The 23149-nt window shown below is 49.2% G+C and carries 22 protein-coding genes; 17 read left to right on the top strand and 5 right to left on the bottom strand.

From position 1 onward, the window contains the following. Window positions 1-32: 32 nt before the first annotated feature. From CVV44_10425 to CVV44_10375, 11 genes are all read left to right on the top strand, one after another. Complete coding sequence (locus CVV44_10425) at window positions 33-1430, top strand: hypothetical protein (protein ID PKL38297.1); 1398 nt, start codon at window positions 33-35, stop codon at window positions 1428-1430. A 274-nt stretch (window positions 1431-1704) separates the two neighbouring features. Then, the gene (locus CVV44_10420; protein PKL38296.1) at window positions 1705-3216 is read left to right on the top strand and encodes a hypothetical protein; all 1512 of its coding nucleotides are present in this window, start codon (window positions 1705-1707) and stop codon (window positions 3214-3216) included. 62 nt (window positions 3217-3278) lie between these two features. Further along, entirely contained in the window at window positions 3279-4217 is a 939-nt protein-coding gene (locus CVV44_10415; protein ID PKL38295.1) for a 4Fe-4S ferredoxin, read from the top strand. Next, window positions 4204-4413 carry a hypothetical protein gene (locus tag CVV44_10410; protein ID PKL38294.1) on the top strand — a complete coding sequence of 70 codons (210 nt, stop codon included), beginning with the start codon at window positions 4204-4206 and terminating at the stop codon, window positions 4411-4413. The genes CVV44_10415 and CVV44_10410 overlap by 14 nt, the downstream gene beginning before the upstream one ends. A gap of 127 nt (window positions 4414-4540) precedes the next feature. Beyond that, window positions 4541-5143, top strand: a complete 603-nt coding sequence (locus CVV44_10405; protein ID PKL38293.1) for a hypothetical protein — start codon at window positions 4541-4543, stop codon at window positions 5141-5143. 179 nt (window positions 5144-5322) lie between these two features. Further along, entirely contained in the window at window positions 5323-6375 is a 1053-nt protein-coding gene (locus CVV44_10400; protein ID PKL38292.1) for a hypothetical protein, read from the top strand. Between the two features lie 109 nt (window positions 6376-6484). Beyond that, window positions 6485-8053, top strand: a complete 1569-nt coding sequence (locus CVV44_10395; protein PKL38291.1) for a hypothetical protein — start codon at window positions 6485-6487, stop codon at window positions 8051-8053. Window position 8054: 1 nt separating this feature from the next. Continuing rightward, a complete protein-coding gene (locus tag CVV44_10390; GenBank protein PKL38290.1) occupies window positions 8055-8750 on the top strand; it encodes a hypothetical protein in 696 nt (231 codons plus the stop codon). A gap of 12 nt (window positions 8751-8762) precedes the next feature. Continuing rightward, window positions 8763-10100, top strand: a complete 1338-nt coding sequence (locus CVV44_10385) for a hypothetical protein (GenBank protein ID PKL38289.1) — start codon at window positions 8763-8765, stop codon at window positions 10098-10100. Between the two features lie 16 nt (window positions 10101-10116). Continuing rightward, window positions 10117-11199, top strand: coding sequence for a hypothetical protein (locus CVV44_10380; GenBank protein PKL38288.1), 1083 nt, complete (start codon window positions 10117-10119; stop codon window positions 11197-11199). Then, on the top strand, window positions 11199-11834 hold the full coding sequence (locus tag CVV44_10375; GenBank protein PKL38287.1) for a hypothetical protein: 636 nt from the start codon (window positions 11199-11201) through the stop codon (window positions 11832-11834). The genes CVV44_10380 and CVV44_10375 overlap by 1 nt, the downstream gene beginning before the upstream one ends. 54 nt (window positions 11835-11888) lie before the next feature. On the opposite strand, the gene CVV44_10370 is transcribed toward CVV44_10375, so the two are convergent. Both CVV44_10370 and CVV44_10365 read right to left on the bottom strand, forming a co-directional pair. Continuing rightward, window positions 11889-13562, bottom strand: coding sequence for a B12-binding domain-containing radical SAM protein (locus tag CVV44_10370; protein ID PKL38286.1), 1674 nt, complete (start codon window positions 13560-13562; stop codon window positions 11889-11891). A gap of 72 nt (window positions 13563-13634) precedes the next feature. Then, entirely contained in the window at window positions 13635-15926 is a 2292-nt protein-coding gene (locus CVV44_10365) for a hypothetical protein (protein PKL38285.1), read from the bottom strand. Between the two features lie 167 nt (window positions 15927-16093). On the opposite strand from CVV44_10365, the gene CVV44_10360 reads away from it, so the two are divergent. After that, window positions 16094-16339: a hypothetical protein gene (locus CVV44_10360; protein PKL38284.1), complete on the top strand. Its 246-nt coding sequence runs from the start codon at window positions 16094-16096 to the stop codon at window positions 16337-16339. On the opposite strand, the gene CVV44_10355 is transcribed toward CVV44_10360, so the two are convergent. Further along, window positions 16305-16913, bottom strand: a complete 609-nt coding sequence (locus CVV44_10355) for a hypothetical protein (GenBank protein PKL38283.1) — start codon at window positions 16911-16913, stop codon at window positions 16305-16307. The two genes, CVV44_10360 and CVV44_10355, sit on opposite strands and share 35 nt — an antisense overlap. A gap of 232 nt (window positions 16914-17145) precedes the next feature. Here CVV44_10355 and CVV44_10350 point away from each other — a divergent pair, with 232 nt between their 5' ends. Then, on the top strand, window positions 17146-17955 hold the full coding sequence (locus CVV44_10350) for a hypothetical protein (GenBank protein PKL38282.1): 810 nt from the start codon (window positions 17146-17148) through the stop codon (window positions 17953-17955). A gap of 115 nt (window positions 17956-18070) precedes the next feature. Next, window positions 18071-18457: a hypothetical protein gene (locus CVV44_10345; GenBank protein PKL38281.1), complete on the top strand. Its 387-nt coding sequence runs from the start codon at window positions 18071-18073 to the stop codon at window positions 18455-18457. 122 nt (window positions 18458-18579) lie between these two features. Here the strand turns inward: CVV44_10345 and CVV44_10340 are convergent, their stop codons facing one another. Next, window positions 18580-19563, bottom strand: a complete 984-nt coding sequence (locus CVV44_10340; protein ID PKL38280.1) for a hypothetical protein — start codon at window positions 19561-19563, stop codon at window positions 18580-18582. A 286-nt stretch (window positions 19564-19849) separates the two neighbouring features. Beyond that, window positions 19850-20017: a hypothetical protein gene (locus CVV44_10335; GenBank protein PKL38279.1), complete on the bottom strand. Its 168-nt coding sequence runs from the start codon at window positions 20015-20017 to the stop codon at window positions 19850-19852. A gap of 141 nt (window positions 20018-20158) precedes the next feature. On the opposite strand from CVV44_10335, the gene CVV44_10330 reads away from it, so the two are divergent. From CVV44_10330 to CVV44_10320, 3 genes are all read left to right on the top strand, one after another. Beyond that, window positions 20159-21031, top strand: coding sequence for a hypothetical protein (locus tag CVV44_10330; protein ID PKL38278.1), 873 nt, complete (start codon window positions 20159-20161; stop codon window positions 21029-21031). A gap of 146 nt (window positions 21032-21177) precedes the next feature. After that, window positions 21178-22590: a hypothetical protein gene (locus CVV44_10325; protein PKL38277.1), complete on the top strand. Its 1413-nt coding sequence runs from the start codon at window positions 21178-21180 to the stop codon at window positions 22588-22590. Between the two features lie 140 nt (window positions 22591-22730). Then, window positions 22731-23048, top strand: coding sequence for a hypothetical protein (locus CVV44_10320; GenBank protein PKL38276.1), 318 nt, complete (start codon window positions 22731-22733; stop codon window positions 23046-23048). Window positions 23049-23149 lie beyond the last annotated feature (101 nt).

The following is a 23149-nucleotide window of genomic DNA, read 5'->3' as shown; positions in this document are numbered from 1 at the left end:
TGAAAAATAGTAAATTGTAGGGGGGTGTGTGTATGAGAGCATATCGATATGGAGCGCTGCCGCTGATATTTGCCGTTATTCTGTCCCTGGTCTGTATGTCGGGGTGCGAACAAACCGGCGACGATGGAACTGCCGTGAACCGCTGCACCGATACGTCCACGGACATCGATGATGTCCAGGACTGCACCGGCACACTGCCCTGCGGGGACTGGTACAAGGGCGATCTGCATGACCATTCACTCTACAGTGACGGCGACAGCCCCGTGAAAGACGTTATCGCCATGGCCGAGGAAAAGGGCTTTGATTTTTTCGCTCTCACCGACCATGATTTCCTTCCTGACATGGCCATGTATCCCATCGGCGTATACGAGAATATCCGCCCCCTTCACTGGGATGATCCCGATTTTCATTCCGACAGCACCATTCTTCTCTACGGTCAGGAGTGGACCACCATAAAGGGGCACGCCAATGTCTGGTCCGATGTTCCCTTTGACTATTCGGAATTGTGGCGGGCCCATAATTTCGCCTATGAAGATGAGTCTGATTTTTCCGATGAGGCGGCATTCATTTTCAGCAATTATTTTCTCAGCATACCCGATGCCGGTGCCGCCCTTGAAGCGGCCCATGCCCAGAACGCCCTTTTTTCCGTGAACCATCCCATGGCCATCGGTACTCCCTGGATAATGAAAGTGCCCGATGGCGCCGACTCCATGGAGGTATGGAACTCCATGTATGAGTTTCCCAATCTGAACCGCTTTTCCTGCGGTCTGATATGGGATAAGCAACTGGCAAAGGGGAAACGCCTCAGCGCCGTGGGCGGCAGCGACACGCACAAGTTGAAGGAGGGTGATATCGAGGCCTCCATTTTCGGCCAGGGAAATCCCTCTACCTGGGTCTTCGCCGCCAAGCGTGAGGGCAGGGCTATCCTCAACGGTATCAAGGCCGGTCATGCTACCATCAGCTATGCGCCCGACGCCGGATACCTGGATTTCACCGCTGATATAAACGGCGACGGCAGGGACGATGTCATGATGGGAGATACTTTCGTCGCCAATGATGACGTTGAAGTGACCCTCGCCATGCGCTACGTCGATGAGAATGGAGAGATCGGGACCGACGGGACCATAATACCTGTTTCAAAAGAAGCCGTGGACGGACTTGTCGCGGGGACGGTTGAGATGGATGATGTGTTCCAGGCCCTTACTGATCCGGAAATCAAAATTTTCTGCCTGTATAAAAATGGAGCGCTCCATAAAGCCTGGATCCTTGCCCGCGGAGCAGCCTCGCTCACCTGTAATGAAAATATCGATGCCGGTGAAACAGCCTACTTCAGGGCCGAGATCTACGGCTGGACCGATGTGGACCCGCTGCTGCGGCTGCTTTATGGCAAGCTCATGTGTCTCACCAATCCCATATACGTAAATTACTGATATTCAGCGGTAAACAAAGGGGGTATCATGAAAGGATGCCCCCTGCAGTCGCCGATAGCCGGTTTTTCCCTGCATAATCAGGGGGGCTGAAAAAAAACACGGGAATATGTCTCTTTTTCTTGCTTTTTTCAGCACCTGCTTTATCATCATCCATGATGTAAACGTCATTCCATATTCTGTTTTTCTATCAGGCAAATTAAACAACTGCATACAGTTACGGCACCGTGGTCGTACGCACGGTATCCGTACCCGGCCATAATCATGAGGAGAGCGAATGAATACAATCGGTTTTGATAATGAAAAATATCTCAGGGAGCAGACACAGGCTATTCTCGAGCGGCTGTCGAAATTTGGCGATAAGCTGTACCTGGAATTCGGGGGGAAACTTCTGTATGACTTTCACGCGGCCCGGGTGCTTCCCGGCTTTGATCCAAATGTGAAGATGAGGCTGCTCCAGAAACTCAAGGACAAAATCGATATCATTCTGTGCATTTACGCCGGGGATATAGAGAGGCGGAAAGTGCGCGCTGATTTCGGCATAACCTACGACGCCGATGCGCTGAAGCTCATCGATGATCTCAAGGATCGGGAACTGAATATAAAGGCCGTGGTTATAACGCGTTTTGAAAACCAGCCTTCAGCCGTTATATTCAAGAACAAGCTGGAACGTCAGGGCGTCAGGGTATACACGCACCCCTTCACACGGGGATATCCCACCGACGTGGACCTTGTCGTCAGCGATCAGGGATACGGCGCCAATGAATACATAGAAACTGAAAAACCCATTGTCGTTGTCACCGGGCCGGGACCCTGCAGCGGAAAGCTGGCAACGTGCCTGTCCCAGTTTTACCATGACCATAAAAGAGGAATTAACAGCGGTTATGCGAAATTCGAGACTTTTCCAATATGGAGCATACCTCTGAAGCATCCCGTCAATGTAGCCTATGAGGCCGCCACGGCCGATATAAACGATTTCAACTTGATAGATCCCTTCCATCTCGACGCTTACAATGAAAAGGCCATCAACTATAACCGGGACGTGGAGTCCTACCCGGTTCTGAAAAGAATACTTGAACGGATACAGGGAACGACCTCCATGTATAAATCACCCACGGACATGGGCGTCAACCGGGCCGGCTTCGGCATTGTCGATGATGAAGTGGTACGGGAGGCGTCACGGCAGGAGGTCGTTCGCCGTTATTTCCGGTATTCCTGCGAGTATGTCCTGGGTTTTGTTGAAAAGGAGACGGTGCAGCGTGCCGAGCTGCTGATGGAAGAGCTGGGCGCCGTTCCCGAAGACCGTGTAGTCGTGGAGCCCGCGCGCCGGGCCGCTGAAGAGGCAAAAAACGGCAAAGGCAACGACGGTATATATTGCGGAGCGGCCCTGAGGCTTCCTGACGGCTCCATCGTCACGGGCAAGAATTCCCCGCTGATTCATGCCGCTTCGGGCCTTGTCCTTAACGCGATAAAGGCCCTGGCCGGGATTCCCGACGCCATCCACATTCTTTCGCCGCAGATAATCGATTCCATAAGGACCATGAAGGGTGGTGTGCTGGGCATGAAGACCCTTAACCTGGACCTGGAAGAAACCCTTATCGCCCTGAGTATCAGCGCCGCCACGAATCCCACGGCACAGGTGGCCATGGAAAAGCTGAAGGAACTGAAAAACTGCGAGATGCACATGACTCATATCCCCACGCCGGGCGATGAAGCGGGGCTTCGGAGACTGGGGATCAATGTGACCACGGAGCCAAACTTTTCCACGAAGAGCCTTTTTATATCGTAATATACGGCTGTTATCATTGATCGCTTGCAGTTTTCCGGCAGAATGGGAGGGGGCTTTCCGCCATGTTTTATTACATACTCATGACACTTTGCGGTATTGCGGTCCTTCACCTTGCACTTGTCGTCATGGCAATGATAAAAGGAGAGAAGGGCTTCCGCATTCTTCCATCGACAAAAAAGTTTGCCGGGGAGTTTTCCCTGTGGGAGCTCATCTATCCCCGCTACTTTCAGCATGGCTATGTCTATTTTCGATGGCTGAAGAGATATGTATCGTTCGGCCTGCGCGTCATGAAGGTGCCCGTGGTGGGGCCCTTTCTCATAAAGAAATTTATTGTGCCGGGCTACCACGGCAAAGTCGTTACCGGTGAAGAGGTCGGCAGGATCATCACGCTTAATCACGAGGTCCCGCTTCACGACGTCGGAGAAAACATAGTGCCCTATCCCGTAGCCCGGGACCTCCTGATCGGTTCCCCCCTGGAGATCGTCCTCATGGACTGTCCCTGCCGGGCCTCGCGCCCCGATCCCTGCCTTCCCCTGGATGTCTGCATGATCGTGGGTCAGCCCTTTACGGATTTTGTTCTTGAACACCGGCCCGAGATATCGCGGAGAATATCGCACCACGAGGCCTTGGAAATACTCGAGGCCGAACACCGGCGCGGCCATGTCCACTCCCTGTGGTTCAAGGAAGCGGCGGCGGGCAGGTTCTTCGCCATATGCAACTGCTGCCGGTGCTGCTGCGTCGGGCTGGAGCTGGTAAACCGCCTGGGTATAAATATCATGTCATCGTCGGGCCGCACCGCCCGTGTCAATGAAGAGTCCTGCACGGGTTGTCTGAAATGCCTTGATGCCTGTCCGTTTGGGGCTATCAGCTCCCGCGGTACCGTGGTGTCCGTAGAGGACGGGATCTGTCAGGGCTGCGGCCTGTGTATTGACGCCTGTCCTTCCGGAGCCCTGTGTCTTGAAGAAAATTTTGAAGGAGTGATGCCCCTTGAGATGGATTGAGTATTACCTGCTTCCCCGGGGAAGACGCATCAGGCGGATAAGCGCTGCTCTGCCCGGTGTCAACTGCGGCTCCTGCGGCTTTGCTTCGTGCCGGGACTATGCCGTTGATATGGTCATGACCGGGAATCCGCCGGATCTGTGCCCGGTATGTGACCGCTTCATGTACGACATGCTTTTGGAGATGATGGGGATATAATAACAATTCCCGGTTGCCGGAAGGGAGGGCCGCGGGCCGTTTTTCAGCCCATGCAGTCCAATTAATATTTTTTTTATTGACAGACTGTCTTATCCTATTCTGTAAATGGCTCTTTCAGGGAAAAACTATGAAAAATATAAAAGAAAAGAAAAGAATTCCATCGGCGGAACGTAAAGAGCAGATAATCGCCGGGGCCATGAGCCTCATTTTTGAAAAGGGTATTTCGGGTATGACCATGGGCGGCATCGCACAAAAGGTGGGCATTTCCGAGCCGGCCCTGTACCGTCATTTCGATAATCGGCGGGAGATTCTTCTTGCCACGCTGGATCATGTAAGCCGGCTCCTCATCGGCAGCTATGTCGTCAAGGACGGCGATGTTCTGCAAAGCATCCGCCTCACCAGTGAGACCCTGTATCAGTCTCTTATGAACCATCCCGAGGCGGGCAAGGTCCTTTTTGAGTTTATCTGTTCGTCGCCTGCCGAAGACCTGCGGGGAAACCTGAAGGATCTTATCCTCAACATTATTAATCTCGCCCAGGCGCTGCTCGGCGAGGGCGCCCGCCAGGGCGTCCTGAAGAATGATATGGATGTGAGTCTCAAGGCCTGGGAGATGTTTTCCCTGGCTTTTACCCTGAGTTTCGCGTCCCTCCTGGGACTGGAGAACGTTCTGACCAGGGACAAGGCCATGGCTGCCATTGAAAATTTCATCGGCAGTATCGAAGCGTCATAATCGGGTTTACGGGATTTCCTCGGGATTGAATTGGTCCTTGTCACCGTATATGCAAAAATATTACTTTTTAAAATAAAAAACCGGACGTACGGATTATTATTGACAGATGCATATCCTGCTAATATAATGTCTGATTGCCGTATAATCGGTATTTTACATGATTCACAGGGGGTGCTGTAATGAAATCCATATTCCGGTTTTTTCTCTCCATAATGCTCTGTGCTCCGGCACTGGTTTCCTGTTATGACCAGGGTCCTGCTGCGGGAGATGATGCCTCTGCCCGTTGTGTCACTGTCGACGACAGTAAACAAATCATTCTTGAAACCGCTCAGAATATTTATAAGGAAATACCGGCCGATGTGGAAGCCGGGGATTCCTTTTCCCCCATGACGGGTATGACCGTGACCGTTTTGTCTGTAAGTGAGAACCCCCGGGGTGCCGAATTGAATATCGTGCTTGAAGAATGTGCATTCAGCCTTCTTAAATCCGTCATATCGGGAACTGTCAACGCAGACCTGGTCATGGATGACGGCGTCTTTCAAATGACCTTAAATACCATGGAGGACCAGCCCCTCGATGTTACCGGTCCGGGACTTGAGGATGCCGCCGTGGATCTTAAAGATCTTACGGTATATGTAAATCCCGGCGAAGGCTCCGGTTTTCAGGGAACCATCATTATCAACGGGAAAGAATATATTCTCGATGAAATTATTACCATGGAACAGGCCCTGGCGATACTGGCCGAAGCCCTGGGAAAAGTTTCCTGGGACGACGTGGCGGATCGGATAAAGAATGGCGATGATAGTACTTCGGCGCGATTTGCCGTTCCCATCGGGAACATATACAACCAGGACGGGCTGATGATCGACCTTGTCCTGGAACTGAATATGACTGAGCCGGGAGCGCTTCTGACCTTTACCTTCGACGATTACCTGCTGAGCCAGGGATCTATCTCTGATCAGACACTGAGCGGTGACATGGAAGCCTTCGCCTCATTTTATTCCCTCACGGTGCTGAAAATTGTTGTCAATACCGGCGATGATCCCCTGTATGTGAATACGGGCATTTTGGGCATAAAAATACCCCTGGCCTTCAGGGATGTGACCCTCTATTTCGATCTCCTGACCATGGACCTGGCGGAAGATCCGTCACCCAGCGGCACCATCTACCTGGCCGGCATTCCCGTGGGACTCGATTCGGTCTGGTTCGAATTTTTAATGTCGCTATTTTAATAACTGCAAATGATTTATTGATGATATGAAAGGGGGGCAACCCCCTTTTTCTTTTCCGGGCCGATAAAAATTAATTTTTATTATTGACAAAAATACTTTATGTTAGTTAATGATAACTAACATAAAAAATACATTTATTCCACAGGGATATCGGGGAGGATTTATCATGAAAGCACTCGTAATGGGCGGCGGAATGGCCGGACTGGCTACTGCCGTGAATCTGATTGACAATGGTTTTGAAGTGGAACTCATTGAAGCTGATGAAATATTCGGCGGGCGGGCCAATTCCTGGCTTGATGAGGACGGCGATATGATCGACAATGCACTTCACGTGTTTTTTCCCTACTATGTCAATCTGCTCAATTTTTTCAAGAAAATGGGCATCGAAAAAAATATCGTATGGAAGTCACAGGATTTTTATTATGCGCAGGAAGACGGCCGTCAGCCCGTCATGCATATTCCCAACCTGCCGGCACCGCTTCACGCAGGGGTGGCCTTTTTCTATCTCATGAAGGGTTACAAAGGGATTCCCAAAATTAACATGATAAAGGCCATGATCAAATGTGCCGGTATGATGGGGATTTCACAGAAAAAACTCGATGAAATGGACAGGCTCTCCTGGGCCGAGTGGACAATTAAAAACGGTCCCGAAGGCGCATTCAAGATGTTCGAACCGGCTATCTATGGTCTGACTTTCACGGACCGCTATGCCATTTCAGTAAAAGTTATGATGAACTGGCTTCTTAAGGTGGCGGCTTCGGCAAAATCCTCCAGGCTCGGCTTCGCGAACGGCGGACTCGGCGAGATCTGGGTGGACAGCTGCATCGACTACCTGAAAAAGAAGGGCGGAAAATGTGAACTGAAAAAGGCCGTCACTGCCATCAACGTGAAGGACGGAAAGATCGAAAGCGTCATGGTAAACGGCAACGAGAAGAAAACGGCCGATGTCTATGTATCCGCCATGAGCCCCTACGCGCTGAGAAGCATTCTTCCCGGTGATTCTTTCAGGAATGCCTACTTTGAAGATCTGACCTACTTTGAAGAAGCCGCGTCTCTTTCAATCCAGATCTGGTTTGACAAAAAGATAACCGACATCGATGTCACCTTCTTCTCATCGGATGTGACATTCAACACCTATGCCGACCTGTCCAATGTACTTCCCCACATTTTCAAGGGAGGATCCATGATGGAGATGGTTATAGCCCCGGCCGAGCAAATACGTCATCTTCCCGATGATGTCATCTTTGAAAAATGCCATGAGGATATCAAGAAGCTCTTCCCCGAGGCCCGTACCGCCAAGGTGAAAAAATGGACCCTTGTGCGACAGCGCCAGAACGTGTACAAACCAACGCCGGGCATGGAATCGCACAGGCCTTTTCAGAGATCACCCTATTCCAATTTTTATCTCACGGGCGACTGGACCAAGACGCATGTCAGCTCCGGCGGCATGGAGGCAACGATCTGGAACGCCAATAAATGTTCGGAGCTTGTCATCCAGGACAAGCTTAACAAGAAAGTGCCCATCAATGTGGAATTCAAACCCGGCAAGGGTCTGATTCCCCTTATCCGGCCTTCCCTGTTCCTGGCGAAGTGGGGCTTCAGGCTTGGAGCCGTAGCCGTTCTGGCATGGCTGGTCATAAAGGCATTCGGCATTGAGACGGGCATCCCGGGGTTATGATATGAAAACCGTGAAATATGCAGGCATAGTTATTCTCCTGTTTTCCCTTGTCGCTGCAAGCGGCGTCCCGGAGAACGGCGATGATACGGAGAAATGGGTCCTGGTTAACCAGGGCAACGGGATAGTGAGCTACGGAAAGCTCTCTTCACAGAAGAGCGTTAAACAGGTGTATGCCGTAGGACTGGTGGAGGCGTCAATTCCGGTGATAGAGGCGCTACTGCGCGATGTCCCGGCCCATCGGGAGTACGTACACATGGTTTCCGACGCCTACAAGGTTTCCCTTCCGGGCCGGCAGAACACTGTTGACTATTTTCATGAATACTGCCGTCTCGGCATGCCCTGGCCCGTCATGGACCGCGATGCCGTGGGAGAGTGCCGGTTCCTGATCGATGCCGTTACAGGAAATCTGTATGTAAAAATACGGGGAGTGAAGACGGATTACCGCTCGAAAAAAGAGGCTATCCGTATGCCCGTGACGGACCTGTCCTTTACCCTGGTTCCGAAGGGCAAAAACAGCACCGAGGTGACGTACTGCATCGCGGCTGATCCATCCATTGCACTGCCGTCTTTTGTTCTCAACATGCTTTTCAAGACGCTGGGCTATAAGACCATTGAAAACATGCGGGATATGGTAAAAAAAGAAAAGTACCGATCGGCTACGGCGTGCATAACAACGACGTTGCTGGACGCCAAATAGGGAGGCGGCGCCATGAAGGTTATTGTAGTAGGAGCGGGTACGGCCGGACTGGCCGCCGTCCATACGCTTAAAAAGAATGGTGTTGATGTTCTCTGTCTCGAGGCCGGCACAACTGCCGGAGGCCGTGTCCAGAGCAAAAGGATCGACGGTTTTACCTATGATCTGGGCGCGCAGTTTTTTTTCAGATATTATGATACTTACTTTACCCTTTGCCGCGAGCTGGGCATGGGGGATGAGCTGGTGCGATTTCCTTTCAGGGCTGCACTTCCGAACAGGAAAACCAACAGGCTCACCCCCATCCTTGCCTCGGTTCGGCCCCGGGACCTGCCGCGGGTGATCATGGACCTGGCAGGATTCCGGGGCGTGCCCCTGAAGGCCGTAGCACAGCTCCTGCCCCTGGCGCCGACCCTCATGACGCGCAATAGAAGCCTTCGCTTTACTGATTATGAAAGCAGCCTTGATATGGACCATGAATCCTTTGCGGATTTTACCCTTCGCAAAGGCGGCCGGGAAGTTCTGGAACACGTGATCCAGCCCATAGCCTCGTGCATGACCCTGGGAGAGCCCGAGGACATCGCTGCCGGCTACGGCCTGGGACTCTTCTGGTACATGATCAATGGGTTGTGGACCCTGCGCCGCGGCATCGGGTCCCTGTCGGAAAGGATGCAGGAAAAATACGGGGATAGTATACAGCTGAATACACCGGTGAAAAAAATAGTCATCGAGAAGGGAAAGGTAAAAGGCGTAGAGGTCAAAAACGGATTCATCAAGGCTGACCGGGTGATTTGCACAACGACTGTAACAACGCTAAGGAAAATTGCACCCGATCTGCCGGAATCTATCACGGGGCCCCTGAAGAACGTCAGGTACAGTGAATGCTGTCACGCCATGTTTGCCCTGGGGAAGCGTATTTTCCCCGAAGGCTGGTATGCCGCTGCCATTCCCCGAAATACCGGTTCACCCATGGCCGGCTTCGCTGACAATTCCATCAAGTCACGGTTTTATGCCCCTGCCGGAGCGGGCATGATCCACTGCTTCACCTTTGGAAGGCATGCCCATGAGCTGAACGGCATGTCCGACGACAAGGTCACGGGAATCCTGTTCAATGACATGAAGCGTTTCGTGCCTTCCATGTCACGGGGATATCTCCACAGGGAGATCGTGCGCTACAAGGAAGCGGTGTGCCTGTCTCCTCCCGGGATGCTTACAGAAGTGAACACCCTGAAGAAGCAGGGGATTGGTGATGTCAGGGGCCTGCAACTCGCCGGCGAATACCTGTACATGCCGTCGGTAAACGGTGCCGCCCAGAGCGGCATCGATGCCGGGGAAAGGGTTCTCAGGTTAATATAACGGGAAGGAAAACACCATGAAGGAAAACAGTCAAGTAACCATATACGGTGCCGGCATGTCCGGGCTGGTGGCGGCCATAAACCTCGCCAGGGACGGGTACGAAGTGACTCTCCACGATAAAGAGGCGCAGTACGGCGGTGATTCGATGTACAACCCGTCTACCCACTGTACCCCCATAGACGTGAAGCGGACCTCGGAGTATATAGGCATCGACGTATCGTCGGTGTTCTACCCCCTGGTAGAGTGTCCCTTTTATTTTCACGACACCAGGTCCAACGCGCCCCACGACATTCTCTATTCCGTTGAAAGGGGGAACCGGCCCACGAGCCTTGACACGCTGTTGTATAAACAGGCCCTGGACCTGGGAGTAAAGTTCGAATTCAAATCGCCCCTGAAAAAGGAGGCCATCGACAAGCTGCCCCCCCAGACCATTGCCGCCTGCGGCCTCACTCCCGCGGCCTATTCAATTCTTGAGATTCCCAGCCTCACCTGGTATGCCTGGATTTCCCGGGGTGAGATCGGTTTTAGCGATTATTCGTGGATCTGGTGGGACGAATGTATTACCGAGTACGGCTACCTGAGCTCGGCCAATAATTATTATTTCGACCTTCTTTTTTCGATAAGGCCCCTGGACCGTAAGGCCCTCGACAGGTACAAGCGTTTCATGGTGCGCAATGAAGGGGTCGAACACGACAACTGGGAATATGTGAAGGGAGTGGTTCCCATTGCCAGCAGGAACAATCCCCGCCTGTTTCACAAAAATCTCATCATGTGCGGAACGGTGAGCGGCTACATGGACCCCTTCGGCTGGTTCGGCATACTGGGCGCCCTCATCTCGGGAAAGATTGCCGCCATGGCCGTGAGCGATCCCCGGGCGGCGCAGGTGGAATTTGACCGTTTTATCAGGTATTTTAAGCGGGTCTATTTTTTCAAAAAATATCTCTGGTATCCCCTTATACGGCCCAGGGTTGGTATGCTGGAAAACCTTCTCCAGGCCTTCGGCCCCGATGATTTCAGCAGGTTTGTGAGCCGATTCGTCAACGCCGACAGGCAGGTTCCTTTTTCCATACCGGGATTCGCCAACCTGGGGGCCGAGTGATGGCGCATGGTATGAACAGGCGCATTATGGCCCTTGCAGCCACGGTCATGATGTTTGCATCAACGCTGGTCATGGCCGGTGAATCCTGGGAAGTAGTGAAAAAATCACAGGAAATTACCGTGTTCTCCCGGCCGCTGCCGGGCTTTTCGGTGAACCAGTTCAGGGGGGAATGTCTCATCCCGGCCCCCCTGGATGTTCTGGAACGCATCATGCGTGATTTCGAAAATTACAGGGACTGGTTTGCCATGTCCCGGAAGGTGAAGGTCGTCAGGGAGATTAACGCCGACGAGACTATTCTCTATTATGTCATTGCCTCCCCCTGGCCCGTGGCCGACCGGGACGTGACGGTGCGGCTCACCATGAACTTTGACCATACCAGGGGCAGAGGCGAGGTGCTCCTGAAATCAATAGACCTGGGCTATGCCCCGGAAAAGAGTTCCTATGTCCGTATCAGGGACATGGAGGGGTATTTCGTATTCAATCGTCTTGAACCTTCTCTCACCAGGGTTAGCCTCACCATGAAGGTTGATCCCCTCATAGACCTGTCGCGATCAGTTATCGACGGCATTCTCACCGGTTATCCCTTCAATACATTGAAAAACCTGAAGAGCCGTGCATCGGCTGAACGGAAGTAGCAGGATATTTGCACGCAGAAGATTTTCCGCATTGCCTCCCGTCATTGTACCCTGTCAACAATTGTCAAGAAAAATGAGTTCTTTACCGGGGATCGTCAGGCAATAGGCCATCCCTTCCGTATATTCTTCGCGGAATTCCCTGGTTTCAGCAATGAAGAATTTTGCCCTTTTCAGTTCATGTAACGATATCTGAACGCCCCTTTCCAGTTGCTTTTCCCTGAAGGACCTGTCCTGCAGCAGGGCGGCCAAACGCTTTTTCCCGCTGCTGATTATATCGCCCGCCAGCAGGGACGGATACCGGCGGTCCTTTACCGTTGTAAACCAGTCCCAGCGCAGGCAATCCGTGATGTAGAGAGCTGTTCCAGGAAAGTTATGCGAAATATATTCAAGAATCATGCCGGCGATGTCCTTCCATTCGTGCATGTCGTGAAGATCGCACCTGGTAATAGCGGTAAAGCGGGCAAGATCTGCAAAAAGACTGAAAGGGGAAGCATGCAGTTTTTCCAGGCCGTGCAGGGTGGCCTGGAATTTTCCCGGGTTATATATCCTGTCCACGGCTTCACCGATGGTCTTGATGATGTCCATGTCATTGCGGCCTATCCATTGGTTATGGATGATAGTGTAGGGTGGGGCACTGTCGTATTTCATGCCGTATTCGTCGGTCCGCTCCCTCATCTCCGTGCCGGGCAGCACCTTGAGTATGCCCACCTGGAAGTGATGGGCGCCAAGCCGGTAAATGGCGTCAAAGGATTTACCGAAAGTAAAAATGTTCTCGCCGGGAAGGCCGGCAATTATGTCCGTATGAACATGGATGTTCCCCGGGGCAAGGACCCTGTGTATTTTTTCAGCCGTTTCCTCCCATGCTCCATAACGGTTTATCATTTGCAGTGTCTCTTCATGAATGGACTGGATGCCCATCTCGAACTGGAAGAGACCCCGGGGCGCTTTTGCCATTACATTAAAATCCTCTTCCGTGAGAAAAGCGGGAAATATTTCAAAATGAAAACAGGTTCCTGTACGGGAATGCGCATCTATAATGTATTTCCATATGTCCCTGCTGCGGCCGGGCCTGGCATTGAAGGTCCTGTCTACGAATTTAACGAGGCGCGGACCGTGGTTGACAAGAAAATCAATTTCCTCCCTGACCTGATACATGTCCCTGAATTCAGTTTTGTGATCGTGCCGCGACGAAAGACAGTAGCTGCACCGGAAGGGGCATCCCCTGCTGCTTTCGTAGTAGAGGTACCGGTTTGCCAGCTTCATGAAATCTTCATGGCGGTAGGGAAAGGAAATTTCGCGAAAGGGCGGATTGACCTCATTGATGATCTGTTCCTGGCAGGACAGATCATCAATGAGAAGTTTCCGGAAACCCGTTTCACCGCCGCCGGTTATTATTGCTGTGATGAAAGGGAACACGCTAAGCCAGTACGGCGCGTTAAAGGTCACCTCGGGCCCGCCCAGTATTATTTTTAAGGCGGGATCCCCTTCGTGGAGGGAGGCCATTATTTTTTGAATAATAAGCGTGTTCCATATGTACACGGAAAAAGCTACAGCATGGGGATTTCTTTCACGGATATCACGGAGAATGTTCTCTGTATCAAGATTGATGGAGTATTCCGCTATTTCTATTTCAAAGGGCAGATCGGAAACATGACCGCGGAGATAGAGCAGGGCCAGGTTGGAATGGCTGTACCGGGCATTGATAGCTGCGAGAAGGACTTTTTTCATGCGGGTATTATAGCATGACCGTTTGTATTTTTGGCAAGATAAAAACAGAACCGGTAACAGGTGCGGCGTATATCAGTTTTTTAATGATCCTTTATGTTCCGCGAGTATTTTTTCGCATTCCTTCGCCGGAACGGGCTTTGAGAAATAATAGCCCTGGAAACTGTCGCACTCAAGATTTTTCAGGTATTGGAACTGATCTTTTGTTTCTACTCCTTCGGCAACTATGGCAAAGCCGAGATTATGGGCAAGATCTACTATGGCCCGAGTAATGGTGCAGGATCGTATATCATCGGGGAGTTTTTCAACAAAGGATCTGTCTATCTTCAGCGTGTCAATGGGGAGGTCGCGTAGCTTGTTCAGCGATGAATAACCGGTTCCGAAGTCATCGATAGCAATGGCGATACCCATATCATGGAGCCTGGTAAGCTTATCGATGCATTCCTTTTCATCGATTACAAGGCTTGATTCGGTTATTTCAAGCTCAAGGAAACGGGGGTTCAGGCCGGTGGCGTTCAGGATGGTTTCAATACTGTCCATGAGAGCGGGGTCGTGGAACTCTAATGGAGATACGTTGACCGAAATAGATCCCGTGAAGATATCCCTGTCAACCCAGTCTTTCATCTGAACGCAGGCCTGACGGAGAACTATACGGCCGATATCCCGTATCATGCCATTTTTTTCCGCCAGGGGAATAAATGCTCCGGGGGGAACAAGTCCGCGTTCCGGTGAATTCCAGCGGATAAGAACTTCAATTCCGCTTACGAATCCCTGCCTGTCAAGTTTGGCCTGATAAAAAGAAACAAACTCCTCTTCCCGTATCGCTTTTGTCAGATCCTTTTCGAGTTTAAAATTATTTATCATGAGAGTGTTGAGCCTGCTGTCATGCACATGGCAGGTGTTTCTGCCCCGGCTTTTTGCGATATAGAGAGCTGATTCGCTTTTTTCCACGAGCTCCATTGCCGTCCTGCCGTCATCGGGGAAAAAACATAACCCCATGGAAACCGTCACATCGATTATATTTGATTCCACGGAGAAGGGAGTGCCCGCAGTTTTAGTTATTTTTTCCATTACATGGTTGATTTCATCGTGCCCGCCAAGCTCGTTGAGAAAGACAAGAAACATGTCTCCCCTGAGACGTGACGCGATATCATCATCACGGATCAGTTGCATGAGGCGAAACGCCATTTCACCGAGTACCGCGTCGCCCGCGACTGCGCCGTAAACGTCGTTTATCTTCCTGAAGTTGTCGATACCGACGCAGAGGACGGCGCTGATGTAACTGCGGTTTTTCCTGCCGGCCTTCTCAATTTCAGAATCAACTCTCTGCAGGAAAGACAGTCTGTTGGGAAGCGACGTCAGTTGGTCAAAATACTTCAGGTGGTGAAGGTTTTGCTCGGCATTTTTTCTTTCCGTTATATCAACGAAACAAATATCGATTCTGCGGCTCTGCGAGCAATATTTCAGTGCGAGTTCCGCCCAGAAGATGCCATTGTCTTTTTTCCTTAGATTGGTTTCCATGACATAATAGGAATTATTATCACGCAGGGATGCCAGTATTTTTGGGAAAGCATTCTGGTCGACGAGAAGTGATTGAAACAGTATCTCGTTTTGTATTTCATCCTCGGTTGTATATCCAAGAAGTAAAACCGCCGTTTCATTGGCGGAGGTAATTCTTCCCGTGGGTGTTTCCACACAGATCATGCCCGTAAGAGTATTGTTGTAGAGATTGTGATACCTGCCCTCGCTTATTCTGACTTGATCAAGGGCGGACTCGTATTTCTCCAGCATGTGCCGTCCTGCCCTGAAGTTGAGATGGGCTATTACTCCTGCATATAAAAAACAGACGACGGGATAGACAAAAAGCGCGAATCTTTCGTTTTTCGCCAGGGAGTATCTGCTGTCCATGAGGCTAAGGGTGATGAGCAGTATCAGCAGGTTGACGACAACATACAGGCTGATGGTGTATTTCCTTTTAAAAAGATGCAGGGCAAACAGGCCGAAGGAGGTTAGGATATACATGAAATGGGTCATGATGATCCAAATAGATTCACCGAGCATAATGTTGTAGAGGCATGAAATCCAGACTACGGCCATAAAAGAAATGATAATGCCGTGGGCGCTTATTTCATAATATCCTTTCTTCAGCATGTAAATGGAAGCCAGGAACAGGAGTGTCATGACGAAGGGAAAGAGTAAAAACTTGCAGAGACCGAACAGCATGATGTGTAATATCAGAAAGGGCTGCAGTAAAAGAACATGGATGAGAATAATGATTAACAGCGCCTGCGATTTTTGCAGGGTTTCAGTATCCCGGGCCGGAAAGATTTTTGGAAGGCGCTGTATTAAAGTATCAAGTATTCTCATAACTGCTTAGAGTGCATTTATTTATTGCAATATAGTTTTATTTATGATAAAAAGACGCCATAAAAGAGAAAAAATTCAATTTTTTGAAATATTTAACTCTATCCTAGTTTGGGATAATAATATAGGTTTATTATAATTACAAGTAAAAAAAAATAAGTTACCAGAACTTGAATAAGTCAATTTACACAGAAGAATACCGTTTATTCCTGCTGCGCCTCAGGAAAGCACGGTCTGAATCGGGCCTGACCCAGGTCCAGGTTGCACATTTGCTCAAGCGGCACCAGTCCTACATCTCAAAATGTGAATCGGGTGAACGGCGTATCGACATCATTGAACTGATGGCCTTTGCCCGTATCTATGGCAAGAATCTGGATTATTTTATTCAAAAAGATAGCGGTGTATCATCTCCTTGAGTTCCTTCAGCATTCTTCCCTCGCTGATTTTTGGACCGAAAATTTTCATGGCATGGATCACTTCCTCGGCGGATTTATGGACAACACGGGCTGCGGCCTCAAAGTCTTTGACCCTGACCCTGTCCCGGTGCAGTTCAATAAAATTCATGAGCAGGGAGATCACCCGCTCCTCTTCCTCATCGTTTATTGCCCGGACTTCTTCGTCGGCGTAGATCATAGCCATGGCCTCGCGGTGAAACTGCGGCGCCAGGGTATGGGCTCTGTAGAGCATGTCTATCAGGGAATTGATAAGAATTTTTGTATCCTTCTCAGCCGTCAGCAGCTGTAGGTCCCGGTTCAGAACCTCCTCGGTGATTTCCCGGTAATAGGATCGGAATATTTCCAGGAACAGGGGTTTCTTATCCTCGAAATACATGTAGAAGGACCCCACGGCCACGCCAGCCTCCTTTGCGATTTCCTTGGTGTTAGTCCGGTAAAAGCCCTTTTCTGAAAAAAGCTTCTTCGCCGCCTCGATTATCCTGTTCCGGGTCTCGATGCCCCGTTCCTGTACCGGCTCCCGTGTTTGTGACGCCATGGATATTTCCCCCTTTTCTAATAAGGATGCAGTCCCCTTTTTCAGGGGACAGAGCCCCTTGATGGCAGGGGCTTTATGCCGGTATCTGTAACAGGAATCGGGAATTTTTTCAATAAAATTATGAATTAAAGTTCATGTTTTTCTTGACAATATGAACAAAAGTTCATATATTGAAAGTAAATAGTGGCAAAGGCCATATCGTTATCCTGCCAATTTTCACAGGAGCTGATCTATGAAAAAGAAAAATAAAAGAATTCTGTTTCTTCTGGCCGGGATTCTCATACTGTGCCTTATAATCGCGGTACTTGTCAAGCCGCGCCATGGCGGTGATACGGCCTTTGTTGAAATCGGTTTTTCCAGGATGTACCTGCTCCCCTGCCGTGGCGGATATATCCTCATCGATACCTATTATCCCCATTCCTATGACAAATTTCTTTCCGGTCTGAAGGGTCTCGGTATCGATGTCCATGATATCAGTTATATTCTGCTCACCCATCACCACGACGATCACTGCGGGTTTGCGGCCCGCCTGCGCCGTGAGAGCGGGGCGCGTCTCATACTTCACCGGAATGCTGTGGATAACCTGAAAATCGGGAAGCCCGATATGAACATGCACCCCCTCAATGCTTGCACCTATTATTCATTCAGGGTCTTTTCCCTTTTCAAGGACAGCAGTGATCATTCCTACCCGCCCGTTGAAATAACCATGAAGGACCACATTGTACCGGGAAACGACAATGATGTGCTCAGGTCCCTGGGCGTCGAAGGGAGGATCGTATATACGCCGGGGCATACCGATGATTCGATTTCAGTGGTCATGGATGACGGACGGGCCTTTGTCGGCGATGCGGCCATGAATCTTTTAAATTACTGCTTCTGCCGACGCCGGCCCATATGGCTTGCCGATATGGGCGAGGTCTATACAGGTTGGGAGCGCCTCGCAGATTCTGGCGCAAGGGTTATCTATCCCGCCCATGGTGAACCTTTTGGGATGGAGGAACTGAAGCTAACGATGGCGGAATATACGTCTACAGAAAACTGAACAGACAAAAATTCATTGCCATTTACACGGGACCACTTTATAATCACCCATTATGGCAAGGATATGTGTAATAATCGCCTCGGCTTTATTTTTGCTTTTTCCCGCGGAGCGCCTCTTGTCCGGGGAAGATCCTTATGCCATATGCCTGGAGCGCTGCAGCTCCATGACGGGCCAGGGCAAATATCAATGTGTGCAAACGTGCGTGCGTACCATGAAAAAAAACCGGGCACCCGGAGCCGGCAAGGTATCGAAACATATGGAGGAATGCGAACAGCTATGCTCCTCCTTCGAGGGCGTGGAGAACCTGCGGTGTATGCGCATCTGCCTGGATAAGTTCAGGGGAACGACCGACAGTGATGATTCCGTGGAACCCCTGAAAAAGAATCCCGACGATGCAGTATGCGAAAAGCGCTGCGGCATGCTGGACCCGTCCATGAAATATGACTGCCTAAAGAAATGCAAAGAGAGCATGAAGCGGAATCGTGGGGTTAATGTGTGGTAAAGTGGATTATCCCTGGAGGCCGGGACGCGGCCCGCGCCCCTTTTTTTAACGCTATAAAAAAAGCATCCTTTAGCCTGCCCGTAAGTATATACTTCTAAAAATATAAAATTTTTGTCCTCTCGTCAGGGTAAAACCCGCCACATCTTTAATATTTTATCTTTGGCACCGGTAGCGAAAAACTTTCCGTCTGAACTAAAATCAAGGTCGGTTACCGCACCCTTGTGGGCATTCTTTATCTCAGATATTTGCCCGGTAGAAACATTTAATACTCCAAGTATTTTATAAGTGCCGAAAACCAATATTTTCCCATCTGGAGAAAATTCAACTTTATTTATACGTGCGGGAGGAACCTTGTAGACTTTCAATAATAGACCTGTCGTAACATCCCATAATCTTATTTTATGATCAGCGCCGCCTGAAGCGAGCATTTTAGTATCGGGACTGAATGCTACGGAAAAAGTATCGATATTCGCGTCATATCTCATGTCTTCCGTATATGTTTTTAGTGTATGAACAATATTGCCGGTACTGATATCCCAGATGTAAAAGTCCGGATTACCTCCGCCACTTACATATTTTCCGTCAGGACTAAAATCAAGAGTAAAACAATCGCCCCCGCCTGTTTTAAACTCTTTTATAAAATTTCCCGTATCTCCATCCCACAACTTTATTACATTGCTTAAATCTCCGGTGGCAAAATATTTTCCATCAGGCGAGAATGCCAGTGTCCTCACAGAAAAAATTTTATCATCAATTTTATTAATTATTTTTGAGCCGTCTACGTCCCATATAACAATTGTATTATTACCGGAACTGACCAGAATATTTTTTTTTGGATGAAAAGCCACATGCCAGTTTGCATCGGTCTCTATTGTTTTTAAAAGCTTTCCATTTTTGGAATCCCATAATTTAACAGTTTTATCTCTAACATCTGAACCGGTTGCAACAATCTCGTTATTATAATTGAAATCAACAGATATGATTTGATCATAATGGCCCTTAGCGGACCAGATTCCCTTGATTATAATGTTTTTAGCATATCCTGCAAAAATAAGTCCTGAAATAATTATAAAACAAAAAGCAAAGTACCTTATTTTAAAGATCATGTCATCACCTCAGAATAGAATGGAATTAACTTTCTGGTATGCACTCATTATTCGTATGCGAACTTACAATAACAGTTTTATGGAAAACTCGGTAAAAGTATAGAAATTAATTGCCATAATAGTCAAGGCAAATTCTAAAGCGGATACAAAAGGACAGAAGAACGAACCACGGGCGGAACTGTTCATCAGAATCGCGCGGGAAATCCGTTATGAGACATTCGGTCTCATGAACCGGTTTTTTATTTACAATAGAGTATATCTAAAAGTATTATACTGTATTTTTATTTTATTCAGAAATTCTGTTGCGCCCGGAATTTTTCGCATGATAGAGAGCCTGGTCGGCCATTTCAATCAGGCTCTCAGGAAAAATATCGGGTCCGGGAACCACAGAAGAGTATCCCAGGCTGATCGTCACTACATCAGCCGGCGCCGAAAAGTTATGTGGAATGGCCAAGTTTCAAAGGGGGATTTAATTATTGACAAGGTCCTCGGTAGAGTGATATTTATAATAGTAGAGCAGGGAAGGGAGTAATCCACTGTAATAATAACGGCTCATGCCGTATGCACGTCTAATTATAAAGCCATAAGGAAGAATATGGGAATACTGCTGACGGGACTCTCAAGAATTTTTGACGTCATCAATGAGTTATGGGAAGAAAATGTTACCCGGCAGTTTCTCGGTATTGTTCTTGTTGTGGTATATCTTGTATCACTGGTTCTTATCGATCTGAACATGAGGGATATTCTTCCCCGCTCCCTGGGAGCGTTCATTCCCCGCAACCACCTTCATGCCATCAGCATCGCCTTTACCCTCCTTCTTATAATCGAGGTGATCGAACTCATTCTGGGAATTGCCCAGTCTGTTTCGCGATCGGTGGGGAAACAGTTCGAAATATTCTCCCTTATTCTGCTTCGCCAGTCTTTCAAGGAGTTCTCCCTGTACCATGAACCCCTCAAGTGGACGGAAGTGTCAGCATCGGTTCTTCCCATTATCTCTGACGCCAGCGGCGCTCTCTTCATTTTTATCGGGCTTGTTTTTTATTACCGGTCAATAAAGAACCATCTTTTTACCGTGGATGCCGATGAGCAGTCCAATTTTATTATTGCGAAAAAGATAGTGTCCTTGCTCCTGCTCAGTATTTTTGTCTATATCATAATCTATAATTGTTGTCTCTTTGTCACGGGTACAGAAACACTTGATATTTTTAACCTGTTTTACACTATCCTGATTTTCAGTGACATCCTCATTGTCTTAATCGCCACACGGTATACGCACACTTACATGGTAGTCTTCCGCAATACCGGGTTCGCCCTGGCAACGGTGCTTATCCGCATTGCCCTTACCGCTCCGCCCTATTATGACGCAGCCCTCGGGTCCGGGGTCATGCTCTTCATCCTTGGTATAGTGACGGCCTATAACCGCCTTACCCCGGAAGTGTATCCGGGAAACGGGGAGCACGGCGCCTGATAGAGTTGTCCATGGAACTTTTTGTTGAGAATTAAATATATTGTTCGCCAGGAACATGACCGGCTGCGTTATAAAAAAGACTTGCCATCTCCATATCCCCAAAACACGATCGAAAAAATCTCTACTGACCCGGATATGAAATAATTATGGACCAAAACAGACTTAATGAACTGCAGTCTTTTTTTTCACCGCGGCATATCGCCGTCATAGGAGCGACTCCCAATAATCAATGGTTTGGTAATATCTTTGCGAACGCCATGGAATCGGGGTTTACCGGTAAGCTCTATCCCGTCAACCCCAAGCTGGACGAGCTTTATGGATTCAAAGCCTATAGAAGCATTGGCGAGCTTCCCGAAGGGCTTATCGATTTCGCCGTGCTCATTGTAAAAAGCGGCATCGTCCTTAAAACAGTCATGGAGCTCCGGAACAGGGGCATAAAACATATTCTCGTGATCTCGTCGGGTTTCTCCGAAGTGGGCCAGGAAGGCAGGGAGAAACAGGAGGAACTGAAGACCTATTGTCAAGAAAACGACGTCATCATGATGGGGCCGAACTGTCTCGGCTTCCTGAACCTCGCCCGTGATACTTCGGTCTTCTGCGGCCGCGGTGTAGAAGGGAAACTCCGGGCAGGTCCCGTAGGAATCGTGGGACAGAGCGGGGCCACGACGGAACTGATCATGACCAAGATGCTGGCGAAAACGCCGGGTGTGTCCCTCTGCGCAACAACGGGGAATGAGGCCCGACTTACGGTGGAGGATTGTCTCGAATATTTCATTCATGACGAACATACGAGAATTATTACGGGCTTTATCGAGCAGTTCAGGGATACGGGGAAATTGAGAGCTCTGGCGCTCCAGGCCCTGGAAAAAAGAATCCCCATCATTTTTCTCAAGGTCGGGCGCTCTGAAAAGGCACGAAAGGCGGCACAGTCGCATACCGGGGCCCTGGCAGGCAATGATAAAATACTGGACGGCTTCTTCGCGCAGACGGGCATTATCCGTGTTGATACCGTTGAGGAAATGGTTGATACGGCCGCCATCTTTTCCCGGTGCGAACTGCCCCGGGGCAAGGGTCTCGGCATCTGCACATTTTCAGGCGGGCTCTGCGGGCTCTATGCCGACCTCTGCGAATCGGAAGGAATATCACTTCCTCATCTCTCAAAAAAAACAGAGGCCCGGCTCAGGGAGATCCTTCCGGAATTTGCCATGCCCGACAATCCCCTCGATGTAACCGGTTCGGGATTCCTGGGCGGCATGAAGGAAATGGTCAGGGCCATGCTCGAAGATGAAAATATCGATATTGTCGCCCCGGTCTGCATCCCCCCGCAGAGCCCAGAAGATCCTTTCGCACACCTGATAAACAATTCCTTCCTGGATTTTGTCCGTGAAGGGAAAAAGCCCATAACACCTGTTGTATTCAAGGAGGTGTCGGAATACGCCAGGGAATACTTCCGGGAAAAAGAAGTCTATTATATTGAACATCCCGTCTACGGGTTTAAGGCGCTTTCACATTTCATACACTACGCGGCATTCCTGCGGAAACGTGGATATATGGACTGATCGTGAGAGTGGATTTTTATCGGGAACATGATAGGAAAAGGACAATCAAACTATGCGATCATTGTTTAAAGTATAAAAAATCCCTGCCTTCCCGGAACAATCGGTCCCGGCTCTAACCTCTAATAATCCTGATTTATTTAATGGGTAGAAAAATTATGCACGACGAAAATGAATACCCGAAAATTAACAGTAATGGCCTTGCCCATCAGGTAACAGCAGGTAAAAAATATCAGACTACGGTCCGTTATGCTGGAGATAACAATTGGACGACGATGCATGAAGCCCATATTGCGCATAAAGCCCTGATCTTTAAATGGGAGAATATAGACGAATTTTCTGAACTAAAAAAAGCCGAGAGGCTTGAAACTAAAACATTTATCTTTGAAGTTACCGCCGTAGAGAAACAGGAAAACAGTTATAATGACGTTTTACTCTGTCGGATTATAAAAATTATATAGATGGGAAAGTCGAATTATTATACTTGGATTCAAGTAACAAGTGCAACCCTTTCTTGTTAAAGAAGGGTTGACTGCCAACAGGTTTTCTCTTCTTTTGAAAG

This window comes from Spirochaetae bacterium HGW-Spirochaetae-1 (assembly GCA_002839375.1).
In the GTDB taxonomy this organism is placed as follows: Bacteria; Spirochaetota; UBA4802; order UBA4802; family UBA5550; genus PGXY01.
This window is presented reverse-complemented; position numbering and strand designations above follow the sequence as displayed.